Source organism: Rathayibacter sp. VKM Ac-2929 (genome assembly GCF_022815495.1).
GTDB lineage: Bacteria > Actinomycetota > Actinomycetes > Actinomycetales > Microbacteriaceae > Rathayibacter > Rathayibacter festucae.
Window position 1 is genome coordinate 44427 of sequence record NZ_JALGRV010000005.1, and the last position, 20791, is coordinate 65217.

Below are 20791 nucleotides of genomic sequence, written 5' to 3' on the forward strand. Positions count from 1 at the left end.
GCATGACGCCCATCCTCCCGCACGGGGCCCTGTCGGGATCCCACAGGCGCGTATTGCCACACCGCCTGGGTATCAGATGATTCGCGCCATCGGAATCATGATCCCATGGAACGGTTACCTTGGTCTCCATCGGCACGCCTCTCGCGTGCCGGTACGCGACCGCATCCGGCGCTCGCGTGAGGCGCGAGCCTCGACGTACGCAGGGGAGAGAGCGGCATGGATCGACGACGACGGGCGGGGGAGCCCGCGAGACGCACGGTGGGCGCGCAGCGTGACCGGAACCGAGCGGTGGTGTGGCCGAGCGGCGCCCACCGCGGCCGGATGCGGGTGGGGCGCCGACTGGCCGCAGGCCTCCTGGCGGCGGGACTGGTCGGCGGGGCGGGCACGTCACTGGCGGTGACCTCGTCGTTCCTCGCGCCGCTGTCGGCATCGGCGGCCACGCACGGCGCGGGCTTCGACCTGGGGAAGGGCTTCCTCGGCGCCTATCGCCACCCGGACGGGACGCTGGCCTACTGCCTGCAGATCAGGGCGTCGATCCCGTACAGCCCGACGGCCGGTCCGTCGCTGAACAGCGACTGGAACTCGCTCTCGCCGGATCAGCTCGCACGGCTGAGCTACGTCATGGACGTCCACGGGAACACGGAGGACGCGAACACCGCGGCCGCCGTCGCGCTGTACGTGTGGGACGTGGCGGACAATGCCGCGTACAACGGCAACGGCATGCCGGGCGACCTCTACTACAGCGCCCGCGCCGGCGGGAATCGCGATGCCGTGCTCGGGCTGCTGAGGCAGTACCGGGCGGAGGCCGCCGGCGTGACGGCGGTGCGGCCGGGGCGGACGTCCGGCTCGGCGTCGCTGAGTCTCGACATGCAGACGAGCGCGGGCACCGGCCGGGTCACGGCTCGGACCGATCCGCCCGGGCAGACGGGGACAGTGCATCTGACGAACGCGGTGTTCGACGACACCGGATCCGGGCAGTCGACGATGAAGGACGGGGAGTCGCGGACGCTCCGCGTCGTCCCGAGCGCCGGCCCCTCCTTCGCCGTCGAGGCGCGGTCCGACGAGATCCGGGTGGCGGGTGCCTCCGGCTACCTGGGGAACATCATGACCTGGGCTCCGGGGGTGACCTCCGAGCAGTGGACCGCGTCGAAGGGCCAGAAGATCGACGGCTCGTTCACGATCGCCGCCGCCACGGCGGCCTCCGCGCCGATCCCGAACCTGTTCTCGCCGATCGGATCGACGCAGGTCTCGACACGACGCGTGGAGGCGGGAGCGCAGGCGACCGACACCGTCAGGGCAGGCGTCGCGCCCGGGTCGGGGGAGTGGCGCACCCTCGACGGCGCGCCCGTGCCGGTGGTCTACCGCGGCACGCTCCACGGTCCGTACGCCGAGCAGCCGGTGCAGTCCGACGCGGTGCCGCCGGGCGCGCCCGTCGCCGGAAGCGTCGAGCTGACCGCGACCGGCCCGGGAACCTACACCTCCCCGGGAGTGACGGTGCCCTCGGCCGGGTTCTACACCTGGGTCTGGCGCGTCGAGGAGGCGTCGCAGCCGGACCGGGTGAAGCCGTTCCTCCCCGACGGCTACACCTGGTCGGACAGGTTCGGGCTGGTCGCGGAGACGCACCTCTCGCCGACGACGGTCGCGGCGGAGACGCAGGTCACCGACGAGGAGATCCCCGTCTCCGCGACCTCCACGGACACCCTCACGGTGAAGGACACCGGAGCCTGGCTGAAGAAGGACGGCAGGAGCGTCCCCGTCACCTTCACGGGAACCGCCTACTGGGTGCCCGGCACCGGAACGGTCCCGGCGACGAGGCCGGAGAACGCCACGGTCCTGACGACCTCGAGCATCGTCGTCGAGGGACCCGGCACCTTCACCTCGGAGGCGGCGACCGCGCCGGCGGACTCGGCCGGCCACATCGTCTGGGTCTGGTCCGCCCCCGAGACGCTCTTCACGACGGGCTGGGCGGACGGGTGGAACACGAAGGGCGAGGTCGTGCGCGTGACGACCCCGCAGGTCCGCACGAAGGCGACGCCCTCCGTGCCGCTGTCGGACACCGCGAAGGACGAGGCGGTCGTCGACGGCGAGGTGCCGGAGGGCGCCGTGATCACCTTCGAGGCGTACCGGCAGACCGGCGACCGGGCCTCCTGCACCGTCGAGTCCCGGGTCTACGACGGCTCGACGTCACCCGTCGCGGTCGCCGCGGGGCGGAACGAGAAGAGGTCGTACTGGTCGAGTGAGGTCCGCTTCACGGAGCCCGGCGTCCATCACTGGGTGGAGACGCTGCGGACGAAGGACGGCCGCGTCCTGCACCGCGGTGAGTGCGGAGTGCCGGGGGAGACCACGAAGGTGACCGTGCCCGACGTGACGTCGAAGGCGCAGGCCGACAGCGCGGTGCACGACGGTGCGACCGACGACGCGATCGTCACCGGGGAGACGCCGAAGGGCGCCTACCTGGTGTGGAAGGCCTACCGGGCGGCCGCCGGCACGAGGTCCGCCGCTGACAGCGTGCCGCCGGTCTGCGACGCGTCCACGCTGGTGGCGGACACGACCGGCACCCCGGTCGTCGTCGAGAAGGCGGGCACCTACACCTCGCCCCCGGTCGTCTTCACCACCGCGGGCGCCGTGCACTGGGTGGAGGAGCTGCACTCCTACGACGGGAGGATCCTCGCCCAGGGTGCGTGCGGAGCGCCCGGCGAGACGACCACCGTGCACACTCCCGACGTCCACACCAAGGCCACTCCGGCAGTACAGGTGGGCGACCCGGTGCGGGACGAGGCCGTCGTGAACGGCCGGGTCCCGGCCGGCGCGGTGATCACGTTCGAGGCGTTCATGAGGAGCGGCGAGCAGGACACGTGCACGCCGGCGAACCGCGTCTTCGACGGGTCGGGCAGCCCCGTCGCCACGACGCCCGGCCTGAACGAGGACGTCTCCTACTGGTCCGGTGAGACCCGGTTCACCGAGCCCGGCAGCTACTACTGGGTCGAGACGCTCGCCACGGCGGACGGGACGGTCGTCCATCGCGGGGAGTGCGGCGCACCGGGCGAGACGACCGTCGTCTCACCCGCGCCGGTCGTTCCGACGCTGGCCGACACCGGAGGTGACCCCGGCCCGTGGTTCGCCGGCGGCCTGGCCGCCCTCGTCCTCGGTCTCGCCGCCGCCCTCCTCGCCCGCCGCCGCCGCCCCTCGCCGCAGGAGTAGCCACACGCGCCCTGCTGGTCCTGCATGTCGGTCGAGTAGCCCCGCAGGGGCGTATCGAGACCCACCGTCCTCAGCACGGCGGGCTGCAGGCTCCCCCTCTCCCGCCGATCCCCTTCGAGACGCCCGCTCCGCGGGCTCCTCGATCGGGATGAACGCCGCGGCGTCGGTGGTCCGGGTTAGCGTGCGGGGGTGGCGGAGGCGATCGGGCGGTGGTGGGAGCGGCGGCGGTTCTCGCGAGGGGTCGACGTCCCGTATCCGGTGGGGACGTACCGGGAGGCGTGGGCGTCGTTCCCGGTGCTCGTGCTCCAGTACCGGCCCGAGTACAACGGGGGGATCGTCCTCAGCCAGATCCCCCCGGCGGCCGACGTCTATCTGTGCTGGCTGTGCGACGCGGGACACGTGTTCGTCGCGACTCCCGAGGAGCAGCGGCACCGTCCGGGCCGGGAGCGGCGGCGCTCGTCCTGGTGCCCCGACTGCGCGGCGCTCGCGAAGCCCCGGACGCCGCGGCCCGCGGTGGAGCCGGTGATCGAGCGCCCGTCGGCCCCGGTCCCCGAGTCCGCTGCTGCTCGGTCACCCCGTCCCGCCCGCACGCCGACGAGATCGCGCCCGCCGCGGATCTGCTCGAAGACCCCGCAGCTCCCGCCGGGAGAGCCCTTCGTCAGCGCCTGCGCGCCTCCGCCCGCGTCGGCGGTCGAGGCGCGGCTCCGCACGCTGCTCGCCGAGCGGCTCGAGTTCGAGCCGGGGTTCACGGCGGTGCGGCTTGGTCGGCCGTTCTTCGAGCACCTGGAGGCGTGGCCGGACATCGTGCTGAGCGAGCTGCGGGTGGCGATCGAGTACGACTCCACGGGGCGGCACGGGCTCGAGCACGTGGGGCATCGCGAGGAGGCGGACCGGCGGAAGGACCGCGCGCTGCGGGCCGTCGGCTGGGAGGTGGTGCGGGTGCGGACCGGGCGCCTGCCTCCGCTCGGGCCGCACGACGTCCTCGCGTCGGGCGTCTCGGCGGGGCTCGTGGACCGGCTGCTCGACGAGCTGCGCGAGATCCGCGGGTCGCTGCTCGTCGACGCCTGGACACGCTGACCGGGCGCCTGGTCGCCCTGACCGGGCGCCTGGACCCGCTGACCGGTCGGAGGGGCGTGCCGGCCCGCCGCGCGACCCCGCGGCGGCTCAGGTCCGCAGTGCGAGCGCCTCGCTGCACCAGCGTCGGTACAGGGCCCACGGGTCGGGCTCGCCCGCCCGCACCGCCTCGACGTGCCGGTCGAGCGCGGCGCTGCGGGTGAACCACTCCGTCCGCTCCAGCCGCTCGACGGCGAACTGCGCGTGGCGGTGCTGCTCCAGCGTCCGCCCGCCGCGCTCGAAGGCGAGCAGCTCCTCGTGCCGCAGCCGGTGCAGGCGCTGCCGAGGGTTGCCGCTGGTGCCGATCTTGATCCGCCCGGCGAAGCGGATGTAGTAGACGACCTCGACCCGCGGTGGCGGCAGCTCGCCGTCGGGCGCGTCGCCGAGCCGCCACTCGCAGGCCGCGCAGAGCCAGCCCGACGGGTGCCGGACGCCCAGCCGCGAGCCGCAGACGAGGCACGGCGAGGGGAGGGCGTCGACGACGCCGTCCTCGCGCGCCACCCAGTCGTGCGCGAGCCCGAGGTGCGCGCTGCAGAGCGCCACCGGCGCGCCCGGCTCGGCGGCCGTGCGGCAGCCGTCGAGGGCGCAGTCCGGGGGGACCGCATCGGGGGACATGCTCCGACCCTAGGCAGGACCCCCGACATCCGCGCCGGGGGCCGTCTCCGTCGAGCTCCCCCGCAGGCGAGCTCGACGGCGTCTCAGCTCAGGCGGTCGACCAGCTCCGAGGCCAGCCCGGTGTAGCCGGCGGGCGTCAGCGCGAGCAGACGGGCCTTCGCGGCAGCGCCGATGTCGAGGCCGTCGACGAAGACCGCGAGGTCCTCGGCGCCGAGGCGCTTGCCGCGGGTGAGGTCCTTGAGCATCGCGTACGGGTCCGTGATCGAGGAGCGTCCCGCGACGACCTCGGCGCGGATGACGGTCTGGATCGCCTCCGCGAGCACCTCCCAGTTGGTGTCGAGGTCGGCGGCGAGGGCGCGCGGGTCGAGGTCGATCTCGAGCAGCCCGCGTGCGATGTTGTCGAGCGCGAGCAGCGAGTGGCCGAACGCGACGCCGATGTTGCGCTGGGTCGTCGAGTCGGTGAGGTCGCGCTGCAGCCGCGAGGTGACCAGGGTCTGCGCGAGCGAGTCGAGCAGCGCGCTGGAGAGCTCGAGGTTCGCCTCGGCGTTCTCGAACCGGATCGGGTTGATCTTGTGCGGCATCGTCGACGAGCCGGTCGCGCCGGCCTGCGGGATCTGCCGGAAGTAGCCGAGCGAGATGTAGGTCCAGACGTCGGTGCAGATGTTGTGCAGGATCCGGTTCGCGTGCGCGGCCTTGCCGTAGAGCTCGGCCTGCCAGTCGTGCGACTCGATCTGGGTGGTCAGCGGGTTGAAGACGAGGCCGAGGGAGCCGACGAACTCCGCCGCGAGGGCCGCCCAGTCGGTGTCCGGATCCGCCGCGAGGTGCGCCGCGAAGGTGCCGGTCGCTCCGCTGAACTTGCCGAGGTACTCGGTGGCCTCGAGCTGCACGACGACCCGCTCGAGGCGGAAGGCGTAGACGGCGAACTCCTTGCCCATCGTCGTCGGCGTCGCGGGCTGGCCGTGGGTGCGGCTGAGCATCGACTCGTCGCGGTAGCGCACGGCGAGCTCGCGCAGGGAGGCGACGACCGAGCGCAGCTTCGGCAGCCAGACGTCCTCGACGGCCCGGCGGACGACGAGCGCGTAGGAGAGGTTGTTGATGTCCTCGCTGGTCGCGGCGAAGTGGGTGAGCTCGGCGATGCGATCCAGGCCCAGCTCGGCCAGCCACTGGCGCACCAGGTATTCGACCGCCTTCACGTCGTGGCGGGTGACGGCCTCGAGCTCGGCCAGGCGGTCGATCTCGGGCTGGCCGAAGTCGCGGGCGCGGCGGCGGAGCTCCTCGGCGTCGGCGGCCTCGACCGGCTCGGAGCCGAAGAGGCGGCGGTCGGTGAGGGCGAGCAGCCACTCCACCTCCACGTGCACGCGCGCTCGGTTCAGCCCGGCCTCCGACAGGTGCTCGCCGAGGGCGGAGACGGCGGCGCTGTAGCGGCCGTCGAGCGGGCTGAGCGGCTGGGGAGGGAGCGAGGTCATGCGGTGGTGCCTTCCGGTTCTCGGGGGTCCCGCGCGGTCTGGAGGCTCGAGCGCGAGTCGGTGCGGACCGTGCGGTTGCCGCGCAGTCCCGGTTCGATCTGGGCGAAGAGCGCCCGGCACGCGCGCTCGATCAGCGCGAGCACCGAGTCGAACGCCGCCGCATCGGAATAGTAGGGGTCGGGGACGTCGCCCTGCGCCGAGAGGCCCGGCTCGAAGGCGAGCAGGCGCCGGATCTTCTGCCGGTCGACGTCGGTGCGCGCCCAGGAGCGCAGCGCCCGCTCGTGGCCGTGATCGAGGGCGACGACGAGGTCGAACTCCTCGAAGAGCGCGGGGTCGAAGAGCCGCGCGCGGTGCGGAGCGCCGTCGAGTCCGCGGCGATCGAGCGCCTCGAGGGCACGGTGGTCGGCGTGCTCGCCGAGATGCCACTCGCCGGTGCCGGCGGAGGTGATCGTGATGACCGAGCCGAGCCCTGCCTGCTCGGCGAGGGAGCGCAGCACCACCTCCGCCATCGGCGACCGGCAGATGTTGCCGGTGCAGACGAAGCACACGGCGAACGCCGACGGCGCGGAAGAGGGGGTCACCCGCCCATCATGGCGCACCGGCGGTCCTCCACAGCGGGCGGATTCTCGACCTCTCCACCGTTCCGGGGAGCGCCCGCCCGTGGCCGACCGCGGTGCCCGAGGCTGGCCGCGGGCATCGAGAGAGAAGGGAGGTGGCGGATGAGCCTCGAGGCGGCTGCAGGGGGAGCGACGGGCGCGGCGGCGCCGTGGCCGAGCGCGGCGGTGGCGGCGCTCGCCGAGCGGATCGGGGTGCTGCGCGGGGAGGCGGGCGGACTCCTGCCCGACGCCGACTGGGAGGGGGCGGCGGCGCGGGAGTACGCCGAGCGGGCGGCCGAGCTGCTGGCCGGGCTCGCGACGGCGGAGGCGGCGGCGCGCGGGCTGGCAGTGGGGGCGGGCGGATGAGGGCGCCGTCCCCGGTGCGGGTGGAGACGGCCGAGCTCGACGAGCGCCGGCGGACGCTCGAGGGGCTCGCGGCGGGGCTGGCCGAGTGCGCGGTGCTCGGCGACGGGCTCGTCCCCGCGGTGATGCTCGCGGCGCCGGCCCGGGCGGGTGAGCCGGCGGCGCTCGGCGATCGGCTCCGCCTGCTCGAGGCCGACGCGGTGGCGCTCCGGGAGGCGCTCGCCGCGGCGGCGGCGGAGTACGAGCGGGCGGAGGAGGACGCGGTGCCGGGGACGCCGGGGATCCTCGGGCCGCAGACCGCCGTCGCGCTCTTCGAGCGGCGTGCGGGCGAGTCCCTCGCGCGGCGGCTTCCCGGCGCCGTCGAGGACGCCGCGGTGCTGGTCCGGGCGGTGGCCGACGCGGCGTTCGGGTCGGTCTCGGCGGCGGCGCGAGCCCTCGCGGGGGACGAGGGTGCCGAGGCCGACCTGAAGGAGGAGGGGGAGGACCTCGTCCGGGCGCTGCTGGGCGACCCTCTCCTGATCGAGGGTCTGCGCGGGGTGATCTCCTCGATCGGCCTCGGCACCGAGATCGGGGTGCTGCTGCTCCCTCCGCCGCTGGCCGACGCGGTGGGGCGACCGACGTCCGAGCAGGTGATCGGGAACGGGGTGCAGTCGGCGGCGGGGGCGCTCGTCATCCTGGGGACGGTGTTCGGCGTGCTGCCGGCGCCGGGTGAGCGGGAGCTGCGGGTGGAGCGGGTGCCGCCGCCGGTGGACCCGCTCGCCGCGCCGGCGGGCTGGGGGGAGCTCGCGGCGCGGATCCCGCCGAGCGATCCCGACGGTCCGCAGGTGGTGATCGAGCGCTACGGAGGGGAGTGGCTCGTCACGCTCTCCGGCACCACCGATTGGAGCGCCGACCCGGAGCAGGCCTTCGGGGCTCCGTCGAACCTGCAGGCGATGGCGGGCGGGCGCGCCGCCTCCGTCGAGGGAGCGCTCGCGGCGATGGCGGCGGCCGGGATCTCCGCCGGGGCCCCCGTCACGATGGCCGCGCACTCGCAGGGCGGGCTGGTCGCCCTCCGGGTGGCGCAGTCGGGGCGCTACGACGTGCACGACGTCGTCACCTTCGGCAGTCCGGTGCGCGGGCTGGACCTGCCGGAGGGGACGCGCTCGCTCTCGATCGAGCACTCCGACGATTTGGTGCCGGCGCTCAGCGGCTTCAGCCGGACGGCGGCGGAGGAGCCGGGGGTCGTGCTGGTCGAGCGCGACTCCCCGGCGGGGATCCCGCGGGACACTCCGGTGCCCGCGCACGCCCTCGACGCCTACGTCGCGACCGGGCACGCCCTCGATGCGGCGGCCGACCCCCGGCTCGCGGCGACCGGGGCCGCTCTGTTCCCGCTCTGGCGGGGAGCGCCGGACTCGCGCGTCGCCGCCCGGCTGACGACCGTGCCGGTCAGTCCCGGCGGCGGTCGCGAGCGAAGGGGCGCAGGAGCAGCCCGATGAACCAGTTGACGATCGCGAGCACCAGGGCGCCGAGGACGCCCCACCAGAAGCCGTCCACGACCAGGCCGAAGCCGAAGAGGCCGCTGATCCAGGCCGTCAGCAGCAGGAGCAGGCCGTTCACCATGAAGGACACGAGACCGAGCGTCAGCACGTACAGCGGGAAGGCCACGACGCGGACCACCCCGCCGACCACGGAGTTGACGACGCCGAAGATCACTGCGACGAGGAGGTACGTGAGCACCGCGGCGGTCGGCCCCTGCTCGTACGGATCGACGCGGACGCCCGCGACGACGAGCGTGGTCAGCCAGAGGGCGACGGCGTTGGTGGCGAGGCCGAGGAGGAGTCTGCGCATGCCTCCACTCTGGCGCAGCCCGCCTCCACCCGGGCGCACCGGCGGCGGGGAAGGGTGCCTCGCGCGGCTCGCCCGGCCGCCGCCCGAATAGCATGGTCCGGGTGACCGACCAGCAGGAGCCACCCGTCCGCCTCCGCCCCGAGATCCTCGCTCTGCCGGCCTACCGCCAGGGCCGCGCCGCCTCCGCGGACGCGTTCAAGCTCTCCTCCAACGAGAACCCGTTCGATCCGCTGCCCTCGGTGCTCGAGCGGGTGCAGGCGATCACCGACTTCAACCGCTACCCGGACGCCGCGGCCACGGCGCTCCGGACGGCGCTCGCCGAGAGCTACGGCGTCGGGATCGACGAGGTCATCGTCGGAGCGGGCTCCGTCGCCGTCATCGCCCAGCTGATCACCGCCGCCGCGGGACCGGGCGACGAGGTCGTGCACGCCTGGCGCTCCTTCGAGGCCTACCCCTCCCTCATCACCACCGCCGGCGCCACCGGCGTGCGCATCCCCCTGCGCGCCGACGACACGCACGACCTCGACGCGATGGCCCAGGCGATCACCGAGCGCACCCGTCTGGTGATCGTCTGCAGCCCCAACAACCCCACCGGGACCGTCGCCACCGCGGACGACGTGGCGGCCTTCCTCGAGAAGGTGCCGGCCGACGTCCTCGTCCTGCTCGACGAGGCCTACGCCGAGTTCGTCGGCGACGAGCGCGCGGTGGACGGCGCGACCCTCCTCGGCCGCCACCCCAACCTCGTCGTCGCCCGCACCTTCTCCAAGGCCTACGGACTGGCGGGGCTGCGCGTCGGCTACGCGATCGGGCACCCGCGGATCCTCGACGCCGCCCGCTCGACCGCCATCCCCCTCTCGGTCACCCGCTTCGCGGAGACCGCGGCGGTCGCCTCGCTCGAGCACCGCGAGGAGCTGCTCGAGCGCGTCGGCCGCATCGCCCAGCTCCGCGACCACCTCTGGCAGGCGCTGCTCGACCAGGGCTGGACCATCCCCGAGTCCGAGGCCAACTTCCTCTGGTTCGACACCCGCGAGCAGACGGAGGCGGCCGCGGCGGTCTTCGAGCGGGCCGGCGTGGTCGTCCGCGCCTTCCCGCCCGAGGGCATCCGGGTGTCCGTCGGCGAGGCGAGTTCTGTCGACAAGCTCCTCACGGCAGCGGCGGAGATTGTCGGGACCCTCCCGAAGGGGCATCCCGCGAGGCGGATAGGTTAGTCGGGTGGCAGCCACCAGCGAGACGCCGACGGTCCAGTTCCTCACCGCGGACGGCCGGTTCGCACCGACCCCCGCGGCCGAGCAGTACGCCCCCCTCCTCGACGGGATCGACGAGGCGCAGCACCGCTCCTTCTACCGCGAGATGGCGGTCGTCCGCCGGTTCGACATCGAGGCGGCGAACCTGCAGCGTCAGGGGCAGCTCGGTCTCTGGGTGCCGAGTCACGGGCAGGAGGCGGCGCAGGTCGGCTCCGCGTTCGCGCTGCGTCCGCAGGACCACGTCTTCCCCTCCTACCGCGAGCACGTCGTCGCCAAGGTCCGCGGCGTCGACCTGCTCCGCGTCCTCGCGCTGCTGCGCGGTGTGACGCACGGCGGCTGGGACCCGGCCGACCCCGCGCACGGCAACTTCCACCTCTACACGCTGGTCCTCGGCTCGCAGGCCCTGCACGCGACCGGCTACGCGATGGGCCTCACCTTCGACGGCGCGACCGGCACGGGCGACCCCGAGAAGGACGCGGCGGTCATCGTCTACTTCGGCGACGGCGCCTCCAGCCAGGGCGACGTCAGCGAGGCCATGGTCTTCGCCGCGAGCTACCAGACGCCCGAGGTGTTCTTCCTGCAGAACAACCACTACGCGATCTCCGTGCCCGTCGCCACTCAGTCGCGCAGCCCGCTGTACCTCCGCTCCTCCGGCTTCGGAATCCCGGGCGTGCAGATCGACGGCAACGACGTGCTCGCCAGCTACGCCGTCACCGCGAAGCACCTCGCCGACGCCCGCTCCGGCGGCGGCCCCCAGTTCATCGAGGCGCTCACTTATCGCATCGGCGCGCACACCTCGAGCGACGACCCCACGAAGTACCGGACCGACGACGAGCTCGCCTCGTGGGTCGCGAAGGACCCGATCACCCGCTTCGCCGCCTACCTGCGCGGTCTCGGCGCCCCGCAGTCGTTCTTCGACGAGGTGGACGAGGAGGCGAAGGACTTCGCCGCCGACATCCGGCAGCGCCTGCTCGCGCTCGAGGCGCCGCCCGTCGACGTGATGTTCGACCACGTGTACTCGGAGCCGCACCAGCAGGTGGCGGAGCAGAAGGCGTGGCTCCAGGGCTACGAGGACGCGCTGGGAGGCGACCCGCGATGACGATCGACACGAGCACCACCGTCCAGCCGCCGCTGAGCGACACGCAGCTGGAGTCCATGTCGATGGCGAAGGCGCTGAACGCCGGGCTCCGCCGCGCCATGACCGAGAACGACCGCGTCCTGCTGATGGGCGAGGACATCGGCCCCCTCGGCGGCGTCTTCCGCATCACCGAGGGCCTGCACGCCGAGTTCGGGCCGCAGCGCGTGCTCGACACCCCGCTCGCCGAGTCCGGTATCGTCGGCACCGCGATCGGCCTCGCGATGCGCGGCTTCCGCCCGGTCTGCGAAATCCAGTTCGACGGCTTCATCTACCCGGCCTTCGACCAGATCACCTCGCAGCTCGCGAAGATGACCAACCGGCACGAGGGCTCGCTCACGATGCCCGTCGTCATCCGCGTGCCCTACGGCGGGCACATCGGAGCGGTGGAGCACCACCAGGAGAGCAACGAGGCCTACTTCGCGCACACCGCGGGCCTCCGCGCGGTCAGCCCGTCGACCCCGAACGACGCCTACTGGATGATCCAGGAGGCCATCGCCTCGGACGACCCGGTGATGTTCTTCGAGCCCAAGAGCCGCTACTGGCCCAAGGGCGACGTCGACCTCCGCGCCTCCGCCGCCCCGCTGCACGCGACCCGCGTCGTGCGCCAGGGCGACGAGGTCACGGTCGTGGGCTGGGGGCCGATGGTCTCCGTGCTGCTCCAGGCCGCCGAGCTCGCCGGCGAGGAGGGGACCAGCGTCGAGGTCGTCGACCTGCGCTCGCTCTCGCCGATCGACTGGGAGCCGCTGCTCGCCTCGGTCCGCAAGACCGGTCGGCTCGTGGTCGCCCAGGAGGCGTCCGCGAACGTGAGCCTCGGCTCCGAGATCGCCGCGACCGTCACCGAGAAGGCGTTCTACTCGCTCGAGGCGCCGGTGCTCCGCGTCGCGGGCTTCGACACGCCCTTCCCGCCCGCCAAGGTCGAGAAGCTCTTCCTCCCCGACGTCGACCGCGTGCTCGAGGCCGTCGACCGCTCGCTCGCGTACTGACGCACCGGCCGACGCCCCGGCGTCCCGACGCGCCCCCTTCCCTCATGCAGAACCGGCACAGCCAGGAGTCCCGACGATGACAGAGCACTTCCTCCTCCCCGACGTCGGCGAGGGCCTCACCGAGGCCGAGATCGTCTCCTGGCGGGTCAAGGTCGGCGACGAGGTGAGCGTCAACCAGGTCCTCGTCGAGATCGAGACCGCCAAGTCGCTCGTCGAGCTGCCCTCGCCGTTCAGCGGCACCGTCGTCGACGTGCTCGTCGACGAGGGCCAGACGGTCGACGTCGGCACGCCGATCATCACCGTGCAGGGCGCGGGCTCGGCAGGCTCCGAGATCCCGGCGATGCCCGCGCAGGCCGCGCCGCCCGCAGCCCCGCCCGCTCCCTCGACCACCGAGCCCGGCGAGGGCTCCGGCGCCGCGCTGGTCGGCTACGGCACCGCCGGCGGCCACGTTGCCACCCGCCGTCGCCGTCCCGCCGCGGGCGCCGCTCCGGAGAAGCCGGCCCGCCCGGCGTCGCCGCCGCGACCGACCTCGGTGCCCGCCTCGTCGGCGCTGCCCGTCATCGCGAAGCCGCCGATCCGCAAGCTCGCCAAGGACCTCGACGTCGACCTGCTCGAGGTGCAGGCCACCGGCCTCGCCGGCGAGGTCACCCGCGACGACGTCATCCGCCACGCCTCCCAGGCCAGCGTCTTCCGCAACATCCAGACCCCCGCCTGGGGCGACTCCCGCGAGGACCGCATCCCCGTCCGCGGCGTCCGCAAGGCCATCGCCTCGGCGATGTCGCGCAGCGCCTTCACCGCGCCGCACGTCAGCGTCTTCGTGGACGTCGACGCGACCCGCACGATGGAGTTCGTCAAGCGCCTGAAGAACTCGCCCGACTTCGCCGGCGTCAAGGTCTCGCCGCTGCTGATCATGGCCAAGGCCATCATCTGGGCGGTGCGGCGGAACCCGACGGTCAACTCCGCCTGGACCGACACGGACATCCTCGTCCGCCACTACGTCAACCTCGGCATCGCCGCGGCCACCCCGCGCGGCCTGCTCGTGCCCAACGTCAAGGACGCGCAGTCGATGAGCCTCCTCGAGCTCGCCCAGGCCCTCGAGAAGCTCACCCTCGACGCCCGCGACGGCAAGACCTCCGCCGCCGACATGCAGAACGGCACCATCACCATCACCAACATCGGCGTGTTCGGCATGGACACCGGCACACCGATCCTCAACCCCGGCGAGGTCGCGATCATCGCCCTCGGCACCATCAAGCAGAAGCCCTGGGTCGTCGACGGCGAGGTCCGCCCCCGCTTCGTCACCACCGTCGGCGGCTCCTTCGACCACCGCGTCGTCGACGGCGACGTCGTCAGCCGCTTCGTCGCCGACGTCGCGAGCGTGCTGGAGGAGCCGGCGCTGTTGCTCGATTGAGCGGATTCCTCCTTCGTCGTCATCCGCTCCGCGGTCGGCTCGGGTGGGTGGTCGCGTTCCGCAGAGCGTCTTGCGGACCGGTACGACGAATCGCTGGCACGCGATTCGCCGCGGTGCTGGTTCGAGCGGATTCCTCCTTCGTCGTCATCCGCTCCGCGGTCGGCTCGGGTGGGTGGTCGCGTTCCGCAGAGCGTCTCGCGTACCGGTACGACGAATCGCTGGCACGCGATTCGCCGGTGACCTCGGCCTTGCGCCGGGAGTGGCGGGCTCGGACTGGTGGGCTCCGCTTCGCGGTCGCGGCTCTCGCGGAGCGGCCCATCCATGCTGGTCGAGTAGCCGCGGAGTGGCCCAACCATGCTGGTCGAGTAGCCGCGGAGCGGCGTATCGAGACCCGCGTGCTCCGTGGGGGGGATCTCGATATGCGCCCTCCGGGCGCTACTCGATCAGCATCAGCATCAGCGCGGGGGCGGGTCGAAGGAGTGCAGGGCGAGGGCGGCGGACAGGAGGGTGCTGGCGGCGGCGCCGCGGACGCTGGTGCCCTGGGAGTCGAGGGGCGGGCTGACGATGGCGGCACCGAGGCGGCCGGGAGCAGAGAGGACGATCGCGCCGGAGACGCTCGACTTGGCGGGGACGCCGACGGCGCGCATCCAGCGGCCGGAGCCGTCGTAGACGCCGCAGGTCGCCATCACCGAGACGACGTCGCGGGCGACGAGGGCCGGCACGACGCGCTCGCCGGTCACGGGATTCACGCCGCCGAGGGCGAGGGTCGCGCCCATCACCGCGAGGGCCTCCGCGTCGACGAGCACGGCGCAGGCGCGGGCGTAGGCGGCGACGGCGTCGTCGGCACTGCGCCGCAGGGTGCCCTCGGCGCGCATGAGGTGCGCGAGGGCGTGGTTGCGGTCGCCGAGCAGGTGCTCGTTCGAGGCGACGCTCTCGTCGACCTCCAGCGAGCGGCCGGCGAAGGCGGAGAGGCCGCGGAGGATGCGCTCGCCGCGGCCCTCCGCATCGCCGCCGTCGACGAGTGCGGCGGTCAGCAGGGCGCCCGCGTTGACCATCGGGTTCGGCGGGCGGCCGGTGCCGCTCTCGAGCTTCAGGGCGTCGAAGGCCTCGCCGGTCGGCTCGATGCCGACGCGGTCGAGCGCGTCGCCGTCGGTGTCGAGCAGCGCGAGTGCGAAGAGGAACGGCTTGACCGCCGACTGGATGCTGAACGGCACGTCCGCCTGCGCGCTCGAGCGCACGGTGCCGTCCGGCAGCGCGAGCGCGATCCCGCACAGCTCCGGGTCGGCCGCCGCGAGCTCCGGGATGCTGTCGTCCACCTCCCCGCCGCGTTCCTCCAGCACGCGCCCCCGCAGCTCGTCGAGGTCGAAGTCCTGAGGAGAAGCCATCCCTCCACCCTGCCACCCCCGCCTGACCCCTCCGCGAGATGCCACTTGTGCACGCGACACGCCGTGAGAAGCGTGCACAAGTGGCATCTCGCGGAGGGGGAGGGGAGGGGCGGGTCAGCCGAGGATGCGGCGGACGGCCTCGCGGACGACGGCGTCGTCGGCCGGTTCCTCGTCGAGGGCGCGGTGGATGGTGAGGCCCTCCATCAGGGCGTCGAGCATGCGGGCGGTGGTCGGGTCGACGTGGCGCTCGAGGGCGGCGCGGGAGCGGGCCATCCAGCTGTGCGTGATGCTGCGGTACTCCGGACGCCGGGCGGCGAGGGTGTAGAGCTCGTGGGTGATCACGAGCTCGCGCCGGCTGCCGAAGATGTCGTGCAGGACGACGTCGACGACGGCCTCGCGCGCTTCGTCGGGGGTGCGGGCATCGGTCATCCGCCGCAGGGTCTGCTCGGCGACGGAGTCGGCGAAGCGGGTGAACGCCTCGTGCAGCAGCTCGTCCATCCCGGCGAAGTGGTAGCTCATCGAGCCGAGCGGCACGTCGGCGGCCGCGGCCACGCGGCGGTGCGAGGTGCCGGCGACCCCCTCCTCCGCGATCACGTCGAGGCAGGCGTCGATGATGCGGTCGCGCCGGTGCGGGTCGGTGCGGCGCGGTGCGCGCGGCGCGGGTGCGCTCTCAGCGGTCTCGGTCACTCGGTGACGCTCCGGATCACGCGGGCCGGAGTGCCGACGGCGACGACGCCGGCCGGGATGTCGCGGGTGACCACGGCGCCCGCTCCGACCACGCTGTCGTCGCCGATGCTCACCCCGGGACAGACGATCACCCCGCCGCCGAGCCAGACGTTGTCGCCGATCGTGATGGGCCGGGCGGCCTCGAGCTTGTCGCGGCGCGGACCGGGCTCGACCGGGTGCGTCGGCGTGAGCAGCTGCACGTTCGGGCCGATCTGGCAGTCGGCGCCGATGGTGATCGCCGCGACGTCGAGCGCGGTGAGGTGGTAGTTGACGAAGGTGCGCGGGCCGATCGTGATGTTCTCGCCGTAGTCGACGAACAGCGGCGGCTTCACGAACGCGTCCTCGCCGAGCGAGCCGAGCAGCTCCTCGAGCAGCGGGCGGGCAGCCGCCTCGTCGGCGAGCGCGGCGCGGTGGTAGGCGTCGGCGAGCCGTGCGGCGCGCTGCGCGAGGCGCGTGCTCTCCGGGTCGTCGGCGATGTAGAGGTCGCCGGCGAGCATCCGCTCGCGGTTGCTGCGCTCGTCGCCGGCGAAGTGGTCGGCGGCGACATGCTCGTCGGCGACATGCTCGGCGGCGACGTGGTCGGTGCTGTCCATGTGCACGATCGTACACACTGCGTGTACGGTCGTACGCATGTCCACCGCCCTCGCGCCGCCGTCCACCGAGTCGCGCCGCGCTCGCACCGCCGTCGCCGCGCTCTTCCTCACCAACGGCGCGCTCTTCGCCAACCTCGTCCCGCGCTTCCCCGAGATCAAGGCCGACCTGGCGCTCGACAACGCGGCCTACGGAGTCGCGATCGCCGCGTTCCCGGCCGGCGCGGTCGTCGCCGGGCTCGCCGCGGCCGTCGTGATCCGGCGGCTCGGCAGCGGCCGCGCCGCGGTGCTCGGCACGATCCTCACCGCGATCGGGACGGTGCTGGCCGGCTTCTCGCCGTCGCTGCTGGTCTTCGCCGGGGCTCTCGCCTTCGCCGGCGCGACCGATGCGATCACCGACGTCGCGCAGAACAGCCACGGTCTGCGGGTCCAGCGCCGCTACGGGCGCTCGATCATCAACTCCTTCCATGCGATCTGGTCGATCGGCGCGGTCCTCGGCGGCTCGATGGCGGCCGGGGCGATCGCGCTCGGCCTGCCCCGCGCCATGCACCTGAGCATCTCGGGGGTGCTCTTCGCGGCGGTCGCGCTGACCGCGCTGCGCTTCCTCCTGCGAGGCCGCGACGACGAGACCGCGGCCGAGCCGGGGGCCGCGCCGGTCGTGCGGGCTCGCGTCCGCCCGCGGGTGGTGCTGCTGCTCGCGGCCCTGGTCGCGGTGGCGATCGCGGGCACCCTCGTCGAGGACGCGGCGTCGACCTGGGCCGCCGTCTACTTGGGCGGCTCGCTCGGGGCGACCGCGGCGGTGGCGGCGTACGGCTTCGTCGCGCTGGTCGGCGCGCAGTTCGTCGGGCGCATCCTCGGCGACCGGCTGGTCGACCGCTTCGGTCAGCGCAGCGTGCTCCGGGTCGGCGGGGCGATCGCGGCGCTCGGGATGGGGGCGGCGCTGGCGTTCCCGTCCGTTCCGGGCACGATCGCCGGATTCGCGGCCGCCGGCTTCGGACTCGCGACGACGGTCCCCGCGGCGATGCACGAGGCCGACGAGATCCGGGGGCTGCGCGCGGGCACCGGAGTCACGATCGTCTCGTGGCTGATGCGGCTCGGCTTCCTGCTCTCGCCGCCGATCGTCGGGCTGGTCGCCGACGGCGCGGGGCTGCGGGTGGGGCTCCTGGTGGTGCCGATCGCGGGGGTCGTGGCGGTGCTGCTCGCCGGGGTCCTCGGTCGGCGCCGCACGGCGGGGGCCGCGTCGTGACCGGGCTCGAGGCAGTGCCCGGCCCGGAGGGTGCGACCGGCCTGGAGGCGGTGCTCTGGGACATGGACGGCACGATCGTCGACTCGGAGCCCGCGTGGGTGCGGGCGCAGGAGGTGCTCGCCGGGCGCTTCGGCCGCGGGTGGACGCGTGCCGACGCGCTCGCGCTGATCGGCAGCACGATGGAGCAGACGGTGCGGGCGCTGCAGGCCGCCGGTGTCGAGCTGCCGGACGCCGAGGTGGAGGCGGTGCTCGAGCGCGACGTGCTCGCGGAGATGCACCGCGGGCTGGTGTGGCGGCCGGGGGCGCGCGAGCTGCTGCGCGACGTGCACCGGGCGGGGGTGCGGCAGGCGATCGTGACCACGTCGTCACGCGTGATGGCGCAGGTCGTCGTCGATGCGCTGGCGGCGGAGGTGCCGCTCGCCGCGCTCGTCACCGGCGACGACGTGTCGCGCGGCAAGCCGGATCCGGAGCCGTACCTGCTGGCGGCCGCGACGCTCGGCGTCGACATCGCGCACTGTGTCGCGATCGAGGACTCGCCGACGGGACTCGCGGCGGCCGTGGCGTCCGGGGCGTGCGCGGTCGGGGTGCCGCACGATGCGGAGCTCGCGCCGGGCGCGGACCGCACGCTCTGGCCGACGCTCGCCGGGCGCAGTGCGGCGGACCTCGAGGCGCTGCTGCGCTGAGGGCGTCGGCGGTGGGGGATCTCGATACGCCCGCGGTGCGGGCTGCTCGATCAGCAGGGAGGGCCTGCGCCACGCCCGCGGAGGGCAGGGAGCGCGGCTCTCCCCACCATGCTGGTCGAGTAGCCGCGGAGCGGCGTATCGAGACCCGCCGTGCTCAGCAGTCCCGGTCTGCAGGCCTCCGTGCTGACGTGGGTGGATCTCGATACGCCCGCTGCGCGGGCTACTCGATCAGCATGAAAGCAGGCGTCCCTCGCGAGAGGTGCGGCGCACCATGCCGGTCGAGTAGCGGGCCGCAGGCCCGCGTATCGAGACCCGGCGGCCGAAGTGCCTGCGGTGGGGGATCTCGATACGCCCGCTGCGCGGGCTACTCGATCAGCAGGGAGCGCCCGCGCCCGTGAAGAACAGGGAGCGCAGCTCGCCTTCCATTCCGGTCGAGTAGCGGGCCGCAGGCCCGCGTATCGAGACCCACCCGATCCGGGCGCTACGCCGTCAGCGACACCGCCGTCCAGGAGACCGGGGGCAGCGTCAGCGTCAGCACGCCGTCCGCCAGCTCGGCGTCGACGGGCTTGAGGCCGACGCGGTTCTGGTCGTCCTTGGTGTTCTTCGCGTAGACGTCCTCGTCGAAGATCCCGACGGCCTCCGCGACGGTCGTGACGCCGAGGCCGCTGACGTCGACGGTCACCTCGAGCGCCTCCGTCGTCGAGCGGTTCACCAGGAACACCGCGGCACGGCCGTCGTCGAGGGTGGCGACGGAGTCGACCAGCGGTGCATCACCGTGGCGCGCGGTCGAGTACGAGCCGACCTCGATCCGCGGCTTGAGCACCGAGCCCGAGGCGAGGCGCGCGGTGGTGGAGAACGGGAAGAACGTGGTCTGGCGCCACGCGGCTCCGCCGGGCTCGGTCATGATCGGCGCGATCACGTTGACGAGCTGCGCGAGCGACGCGGAGGTGACCCGGTCCGAGTTCTTCAGCAGCGTGATCATGAGGTTGCCGAGCACGACGGCGTCGGCGACCGAGTACACGTCCTCCAGCAGGCGCGGCGCGTAGGCCCACTCGCGGGTGCTCTGGTCACCCTCGGCGTCCGCCTTCTCCTTCTCGGTCCACTCCTGGAGGTACCAGACGTTCCACTCGTCGAAGGACAGCTTGATGTCCTTCGACTTCTTCAGCTTGTGCTTCACGTGGTCGACGGTGGCCGCGACCGTGGAGATGAAGTACTCCATGTCGAGCGAGGACGCGAGGAACGACCCGAGGTCGCCGTCGTACTCCTGGTAGTAGGCGTGGCAGGAGACGTACTCGACGTCGTCGTAGGCGTGCTCGAGGACCACCCGCTCCCACTCGCCGAAGGTCGGCATCGACGAGCCCGACGACCCGCAGATCACGAGCTCGAGGGACGGGTCGGCGATCTTGAGGGCCTTGGCGGTGCGGGAGGCGAGCTTGCCGTAGTCGTCGGCGTTCATGTGGCCGACCTGCCAGGGGCCGTCCATCTCGTTGCCCAGGCACCACATGCGGATGTCGTGCGGCTCCGGCGACCCGTTCGCGATCCGCTGGTCCGCGAGGAACGTGCCGGCCTTCCCGTTCGCGTACTCGAGGACGTCCAGGGCCTCGAGGACCCCGCGGGTGCCGAGGTTCACGGCGTACATGATCTCGCTGCCGGTGAGCTTCGCCCACTTCGCGAAATCGTCCAGGCCGACCTCGTTGGTCTCGAGGGAGTGCCAGGCCAGATCGCGGCGGCGCGGGCGGTCCTCGCGCGGTCCGACGCCGTCCTCCCACCGGTAGCCGGAGACGAAGTTCCCGCCCGGGTAGCGGACGGTGGTCGAGCCGAGCTCCTTGACCAGCTCGACCACGTCCAGACGGAAGCCGTCCTCGTTCGCGGTGGGGTGCCCGGGCTCGTAGATCCCGTCGTAGACGCAGCGGCCCAGGTGCTCGACGAACGAGCCGAACAGCCGCGGATTCACGGGGGCGACCACCGCGGCCGGGTCGAGGAAGACGCGCGCGGTCGCGGCGGCGGGGGAGGAGGTGGCGGAGGAGTCGGTCATTCGGGGCCCTTCCGAGGCGTCGGCGGGCTCCGGCCGGGCCGGACGGGGTGATCGTCGGCGATCGCCGCCCGCTGTTTCTAACGTTGTACCGTCGATGGTGCTGGCGCGAGCCGCGGGTGTCAAGGCCGCTGCTCCCCGCCGCCGCCCAGTCGTCCTGTGCTCCACTGGG

Annotated in this window: 18 protein-coding genes; 10 read left to right on the forward strand and 8 right to left on the reverse strand. The window is 73.4% G+C overall.

What is annotated here, in order from left to right; all coding sequences use genetic code 11:
- Positions 1-288: 288 nt before the first annotated feature.
- Both MT355_RS15935 and MT355_RS15940 read left to right on the forward strand, forming a co-directional pair.
- On the forward strand, positions 289-3201 hold the full coding sequence (locus MT355_RS15935; protein ID WP_243600323.1) for a hypothetical protein: 2913 nt from the start codon (positions 289-291) through the stop codon (positions 3199-3201).
- A 189-nt stretch (positions 3202-3390) separates the two neighbouring features.
- On the forward strand, positions 3391-4278 hold the full coding sequence (locus tag MT355_RS15940) for a hypothetical protein (RefSeq protein WP_243600324.1): 888 nt from the start codon (positions 3391-3393) through the stop codon (positions 4276-4278).
- An 87-nt stretch (positions 4279-4365) separates the two neighbouring features.
- Here the strand turns inward: MT355_RS15940 and MT355_RS15945 are convergent, their stop codons facing one another.
- From MT355_RS15945 to MT355_RS15955, 3 genes are all read right to left on the reverse strand, one after another.
- Positions 4366-4929: a GIY-YIG nuclease family protein gene (locus tag MT355_RS15945; protein WP_243600325.1), complete on the reverse strand. Its 564-nt coding sequence runs from the start codon at positions 4927-4929 to the stop codon at positions 4366-4368.
- An 83-nt stretch (positions 4930-5012) separates the two neighbouring features.
- Positions 5013-6395, reverse strand: coding sequence for an adenylosuccinate lyase (gene purB / locus MT355_RS15950; protein ID WP_243600326.1), 1383 nt, complete (start codon positions 6393-6395; stop codon positions 5013-5015).
- Positions 6392-6976, reverse strand: coding sequence for a low molecular weight protein-tyrosine-phosphatase (locus MT355_RS15955; RefSeq protein WP_243600327.1), 585 nt, complete (start codon positions 6974-6976; stop codon positions 6392-6394). Before MT355_RS15955 ends, purB begins: the two co-directional genes overlap by 4 nt.
- Positions 6977-7114: 138 nt before the next feature.
- Here MT355_RS15955 and MT355_RS15960 point away from each other — a divergent pair, with 138 nt between their 5' ends.
- Together MT355_RS15960 and MT355_RS15965 are read left to right on the forward strand one after the other, a co-directional pair.
- Positions 7115-7357 carry a hypothetical protein gene (locus MT355_RS15960; RefSeq protein WP_243600328.1) on the forward strand — a complete coding sequence of 81 codons (243 nt, stop codon included), beginning with the start codon at positions 7115-7117 and terminating at the stop codon, positions 7355-7357.
- Positions 7354-8829, forward strand: coding sequence for a hypothetical protein (locus MT355_RS15965; RefSeq protein ID WP_243600329.1), 1476 nt, complete (start codon positions 7354-7356; stop codon positions 8827-8829). The genes MT355_RS15960 and MT355_RS15965 overlap by 4 nt, the downstream gene beginning before the upstream one ends.
- On the opposite strand, the gene MT355_RS15970 is transcribed toward MT355_RS15965, so the two are convergent.
- Positions 8780-9181 (reverse strand): phage holin family protein, encoded by a 402-nt coding sequence (locus tag MT355_RS15970; RefSeq protein WP_243600330.1) that lies wholly within the window; start codon positions 9179-9181, stop codon positions 8780-8782. The two genes, MT355_RS15965 and MT355_RS15970, sit on opposite strands and share 50 nt — an antisense overlap.
- Before the next feature lie 92 nt (positions 9182-9273).
- Between MT355_RS15970 and hisC the strand changes: the two genes are divergently transcribed.
- The 4 genes from hisC to MT355_RS15990 all read left to right on the forward strand — a co-directional run bounded on the left by hisC (position 9274) and on the right by MT355_RS15990 (position 13957).
- Positions 9274-10389, forward strand: a complete 1116-nt coding sequence (hisC, locus tag MT355_RS15975) for a histidinol-phosphate transaminase (protein ID WP_374204664.1) — start codon at positions 9274-9276, stop codon at positions 10387-10389.
- Positions 10390-10393: 4 nt separating this feature from the next.
- Positions 10394-11524 carry a thiamine pyrophosphate-dependent dehydrogenase E1 component subunit alpha gene (locus MT355_RS15980; RefSeq protein WP_123734737.1) on the forward strand — a complete coding sequence of 377 codons (1131 nt, stop codon included), beginning with the start codon at positions 10394-10396 and terminating at the stop codon, positions 11522-11524.
- A gap of 56 nt (positions 11525-11580) precedes the next feature.
- A complete protein-coding gene (locus MT355_RS15985) occupies positions 11581-12546 on the forward strand; it encodes an alpha-ketoacid dehydrogenase subunit beta (protein WP_374204667.1) in 966 nt (321 codons plus the stop codon).
- A gap of 76 nt (positions 12547-12622) precedes the next feature.
- Positions 12623-13957: a dihydrolipoamide acetyltransferase family protein gene (locus MT355_RS15990; protein ID WP_123734739.1), complete on the forward strand. Its 1335-nt coding sequence runs from the start codon at positions 12623-12625 to the stop codon at positions 13955-13957.
- Positions 13958-14412: 455 nt separating this feature from the next.
- Here the strand turns inward: MT355_RS15990 and glsA are convergent, their stop codons facing one another.
- From glsA to MT355_RS16005, 3 genes are all read right to left on the reverse strand, one after another.
- Positions 14413-15342 (reverse strand): glutaminase A, encoded by a 930-nt coding sequence (glsA, locus tag MT355_RS15995; protein WP_243600332.1) that lies wholly within the window; start codon positions 15340-15342, stop codon positions 14413-14415.
- A 114-nt stretch (positions 15343-15456) separates the two neighbouring features.
- Positions 15457-16029 (reverse strand): TetR/AcrR family transcriptional regulator, encoded by a 573-nt coding sequence (locus MT355_RS16000; RefSeq protein ID WP_243600333.1) that lies wholly within the window; start codon positions 16027-16029, stop codon positions 15457-15459.
- Complete coding sequence (locus tag MT355_RS16005; protein WP_243600334.1) at positions 16026-16661, reverse strand: sugar O-acetyltransferase; 636 nt, start codon at positions 16659-16661, stop codon at positions 16026-16028. The genes MT355_RS16000 and MT355_RS16005 overlap by 4 nt, the downstream gene beginning before the upstream one ends.
- A 37-nt stretch (positions 16662-16698) precedes the next feature.
- Here MT355_RS16005 and MT355_RS16010 point away from each other — a divergent pair, with 37 nt between their 5' ends.
- Positions 16699-17904 (forward strand): MFS transporter, encoded by a 1206-nt coding sequence (locus MT355_RS16010; RefSeq protein ID WP_243600335.1) that lies wholly within the window; start codon positions 16699-16701, stop codon positions 17902-17904.
- Entirely contained in the window at positions 17901-18587 is a 687-nt protein-coding gene (locus MT355_RS16015) for an HAD family phosphatase (protein WP_243600336.1), read from the forward strand. The genes MT355_RS16010 and MT355_RS16015 overlap by 4 nt, the downstream gene beginning before the upstream one ends.
- Positions 18588-19068: 481 nt before the next feature.
- Here the strand turns inward: MT355_RS16015 and MT355_RS16020 are convergent, their stop codons facing one another.
- Positions 19069-20622, reverse strand: coding sequence for an alpha-N-arabinofuranosidase (locus tag MT355_RS16020; protein ID WP_243600337.1), 1554 nt, complete (start codon positions 20620-20622; stop codon positions 19069-19071).
- Between the last annotated feature and the right edge of the window lie 169 nt (positions 20623-20791).

What these genes read in the sequence shown, in the direction of transcription:
- MT355_RS15970 (WP_243600330.1), bottom strand. Translation starts at nt 9,181, where the DNA reads ATGCGCAGACTCCTCCTCGGCCTCGCCACCAACGCCGTCGCCCTCTGG.
- MT355_RS15990 (WP_123734739.1), top strand. Translation starts at nt 12,623, where the DNA reads ATGACAGAGCACTTCCTCCTCCCCGACGTCGGCGAGGGCCTCACCGAG.
- hisC (WP_374204664.1), top strand. Translation starts at nt 9,274, where the DNA reads ATGGTCCGGGTGACCGACCAGCAGGAGCCACCCGTCCGCCTCCGCCCC.
- MT355_RS15965 (WP_243600329.1), top strand. Translation starts at nt 7,354, where the DNA reads ATGAGGGCGCCGTCCCCGGTGCGGGTGGAGACGGCCGAGCTCGACGAG.
- MT355_RS16010 (WP_243600335.1), top strand. Translation starts at nt 16,699, where the DNA reads ATGTCCACCGCCCTCGCGCCGCCGTCCACCGAGTCGCGCCGCGCTCGC.
- MT355_RS15960 (WP_243600328.1), top strand. Translation starts at nt 7,115, where the DNA reads ATGAGCCTCGAGGCGGCTGCAGGGGGAGCGACGGGCGCGGCGGCGCCG.
- MT355_RS16020 (WP_243600337.1), bottom strand. Translation starts at nt 20,622, where the DNA reads ATGACCGACTCCTCCGCCACCTCCTCCCCCGCCGCCGCGACCGCGCGC.
- MT355_RS16005 (WP_243600334.1), bottom strand. Translation starts at nt 16,661, where the DNA reads ATGGACAGCACCGACCACGTCGCCGCCGAGCATGTCGCCGACGAGCAT.
- MT355_RS15985 (WP_374204667.1), top strand. Translation starts at nt 11,581, where the DNA reads ATGTCGATGGCGAAGGCGCTGAACGCCGGGCTCCGCCGCGCCATGACC.
- glsA (WP_243600332.1), bottom strand. Translation starts at nt 15,342, where the DNA reads ATGGCTTCTCCTCAGGACTTCGACCTCGACGAGCTGCGGGGGCGCGTG.
- MT355_RS15945 (WP_243600325.1), bottom strand. Translation starts at nt 4,929, where the DNA reads ATGTCCCCCGATGCGGTCCCCCCGGACTGCGCCCTCGACGGCTGCCGC.
- purB (WP_243600326.1), bottom strand. Translation starts at nt 6,395, where the DNA reads ATGACCTCGCTCCCTCCCCAGCCGCTCAGCCCGCTCGACGGCCGCTAC.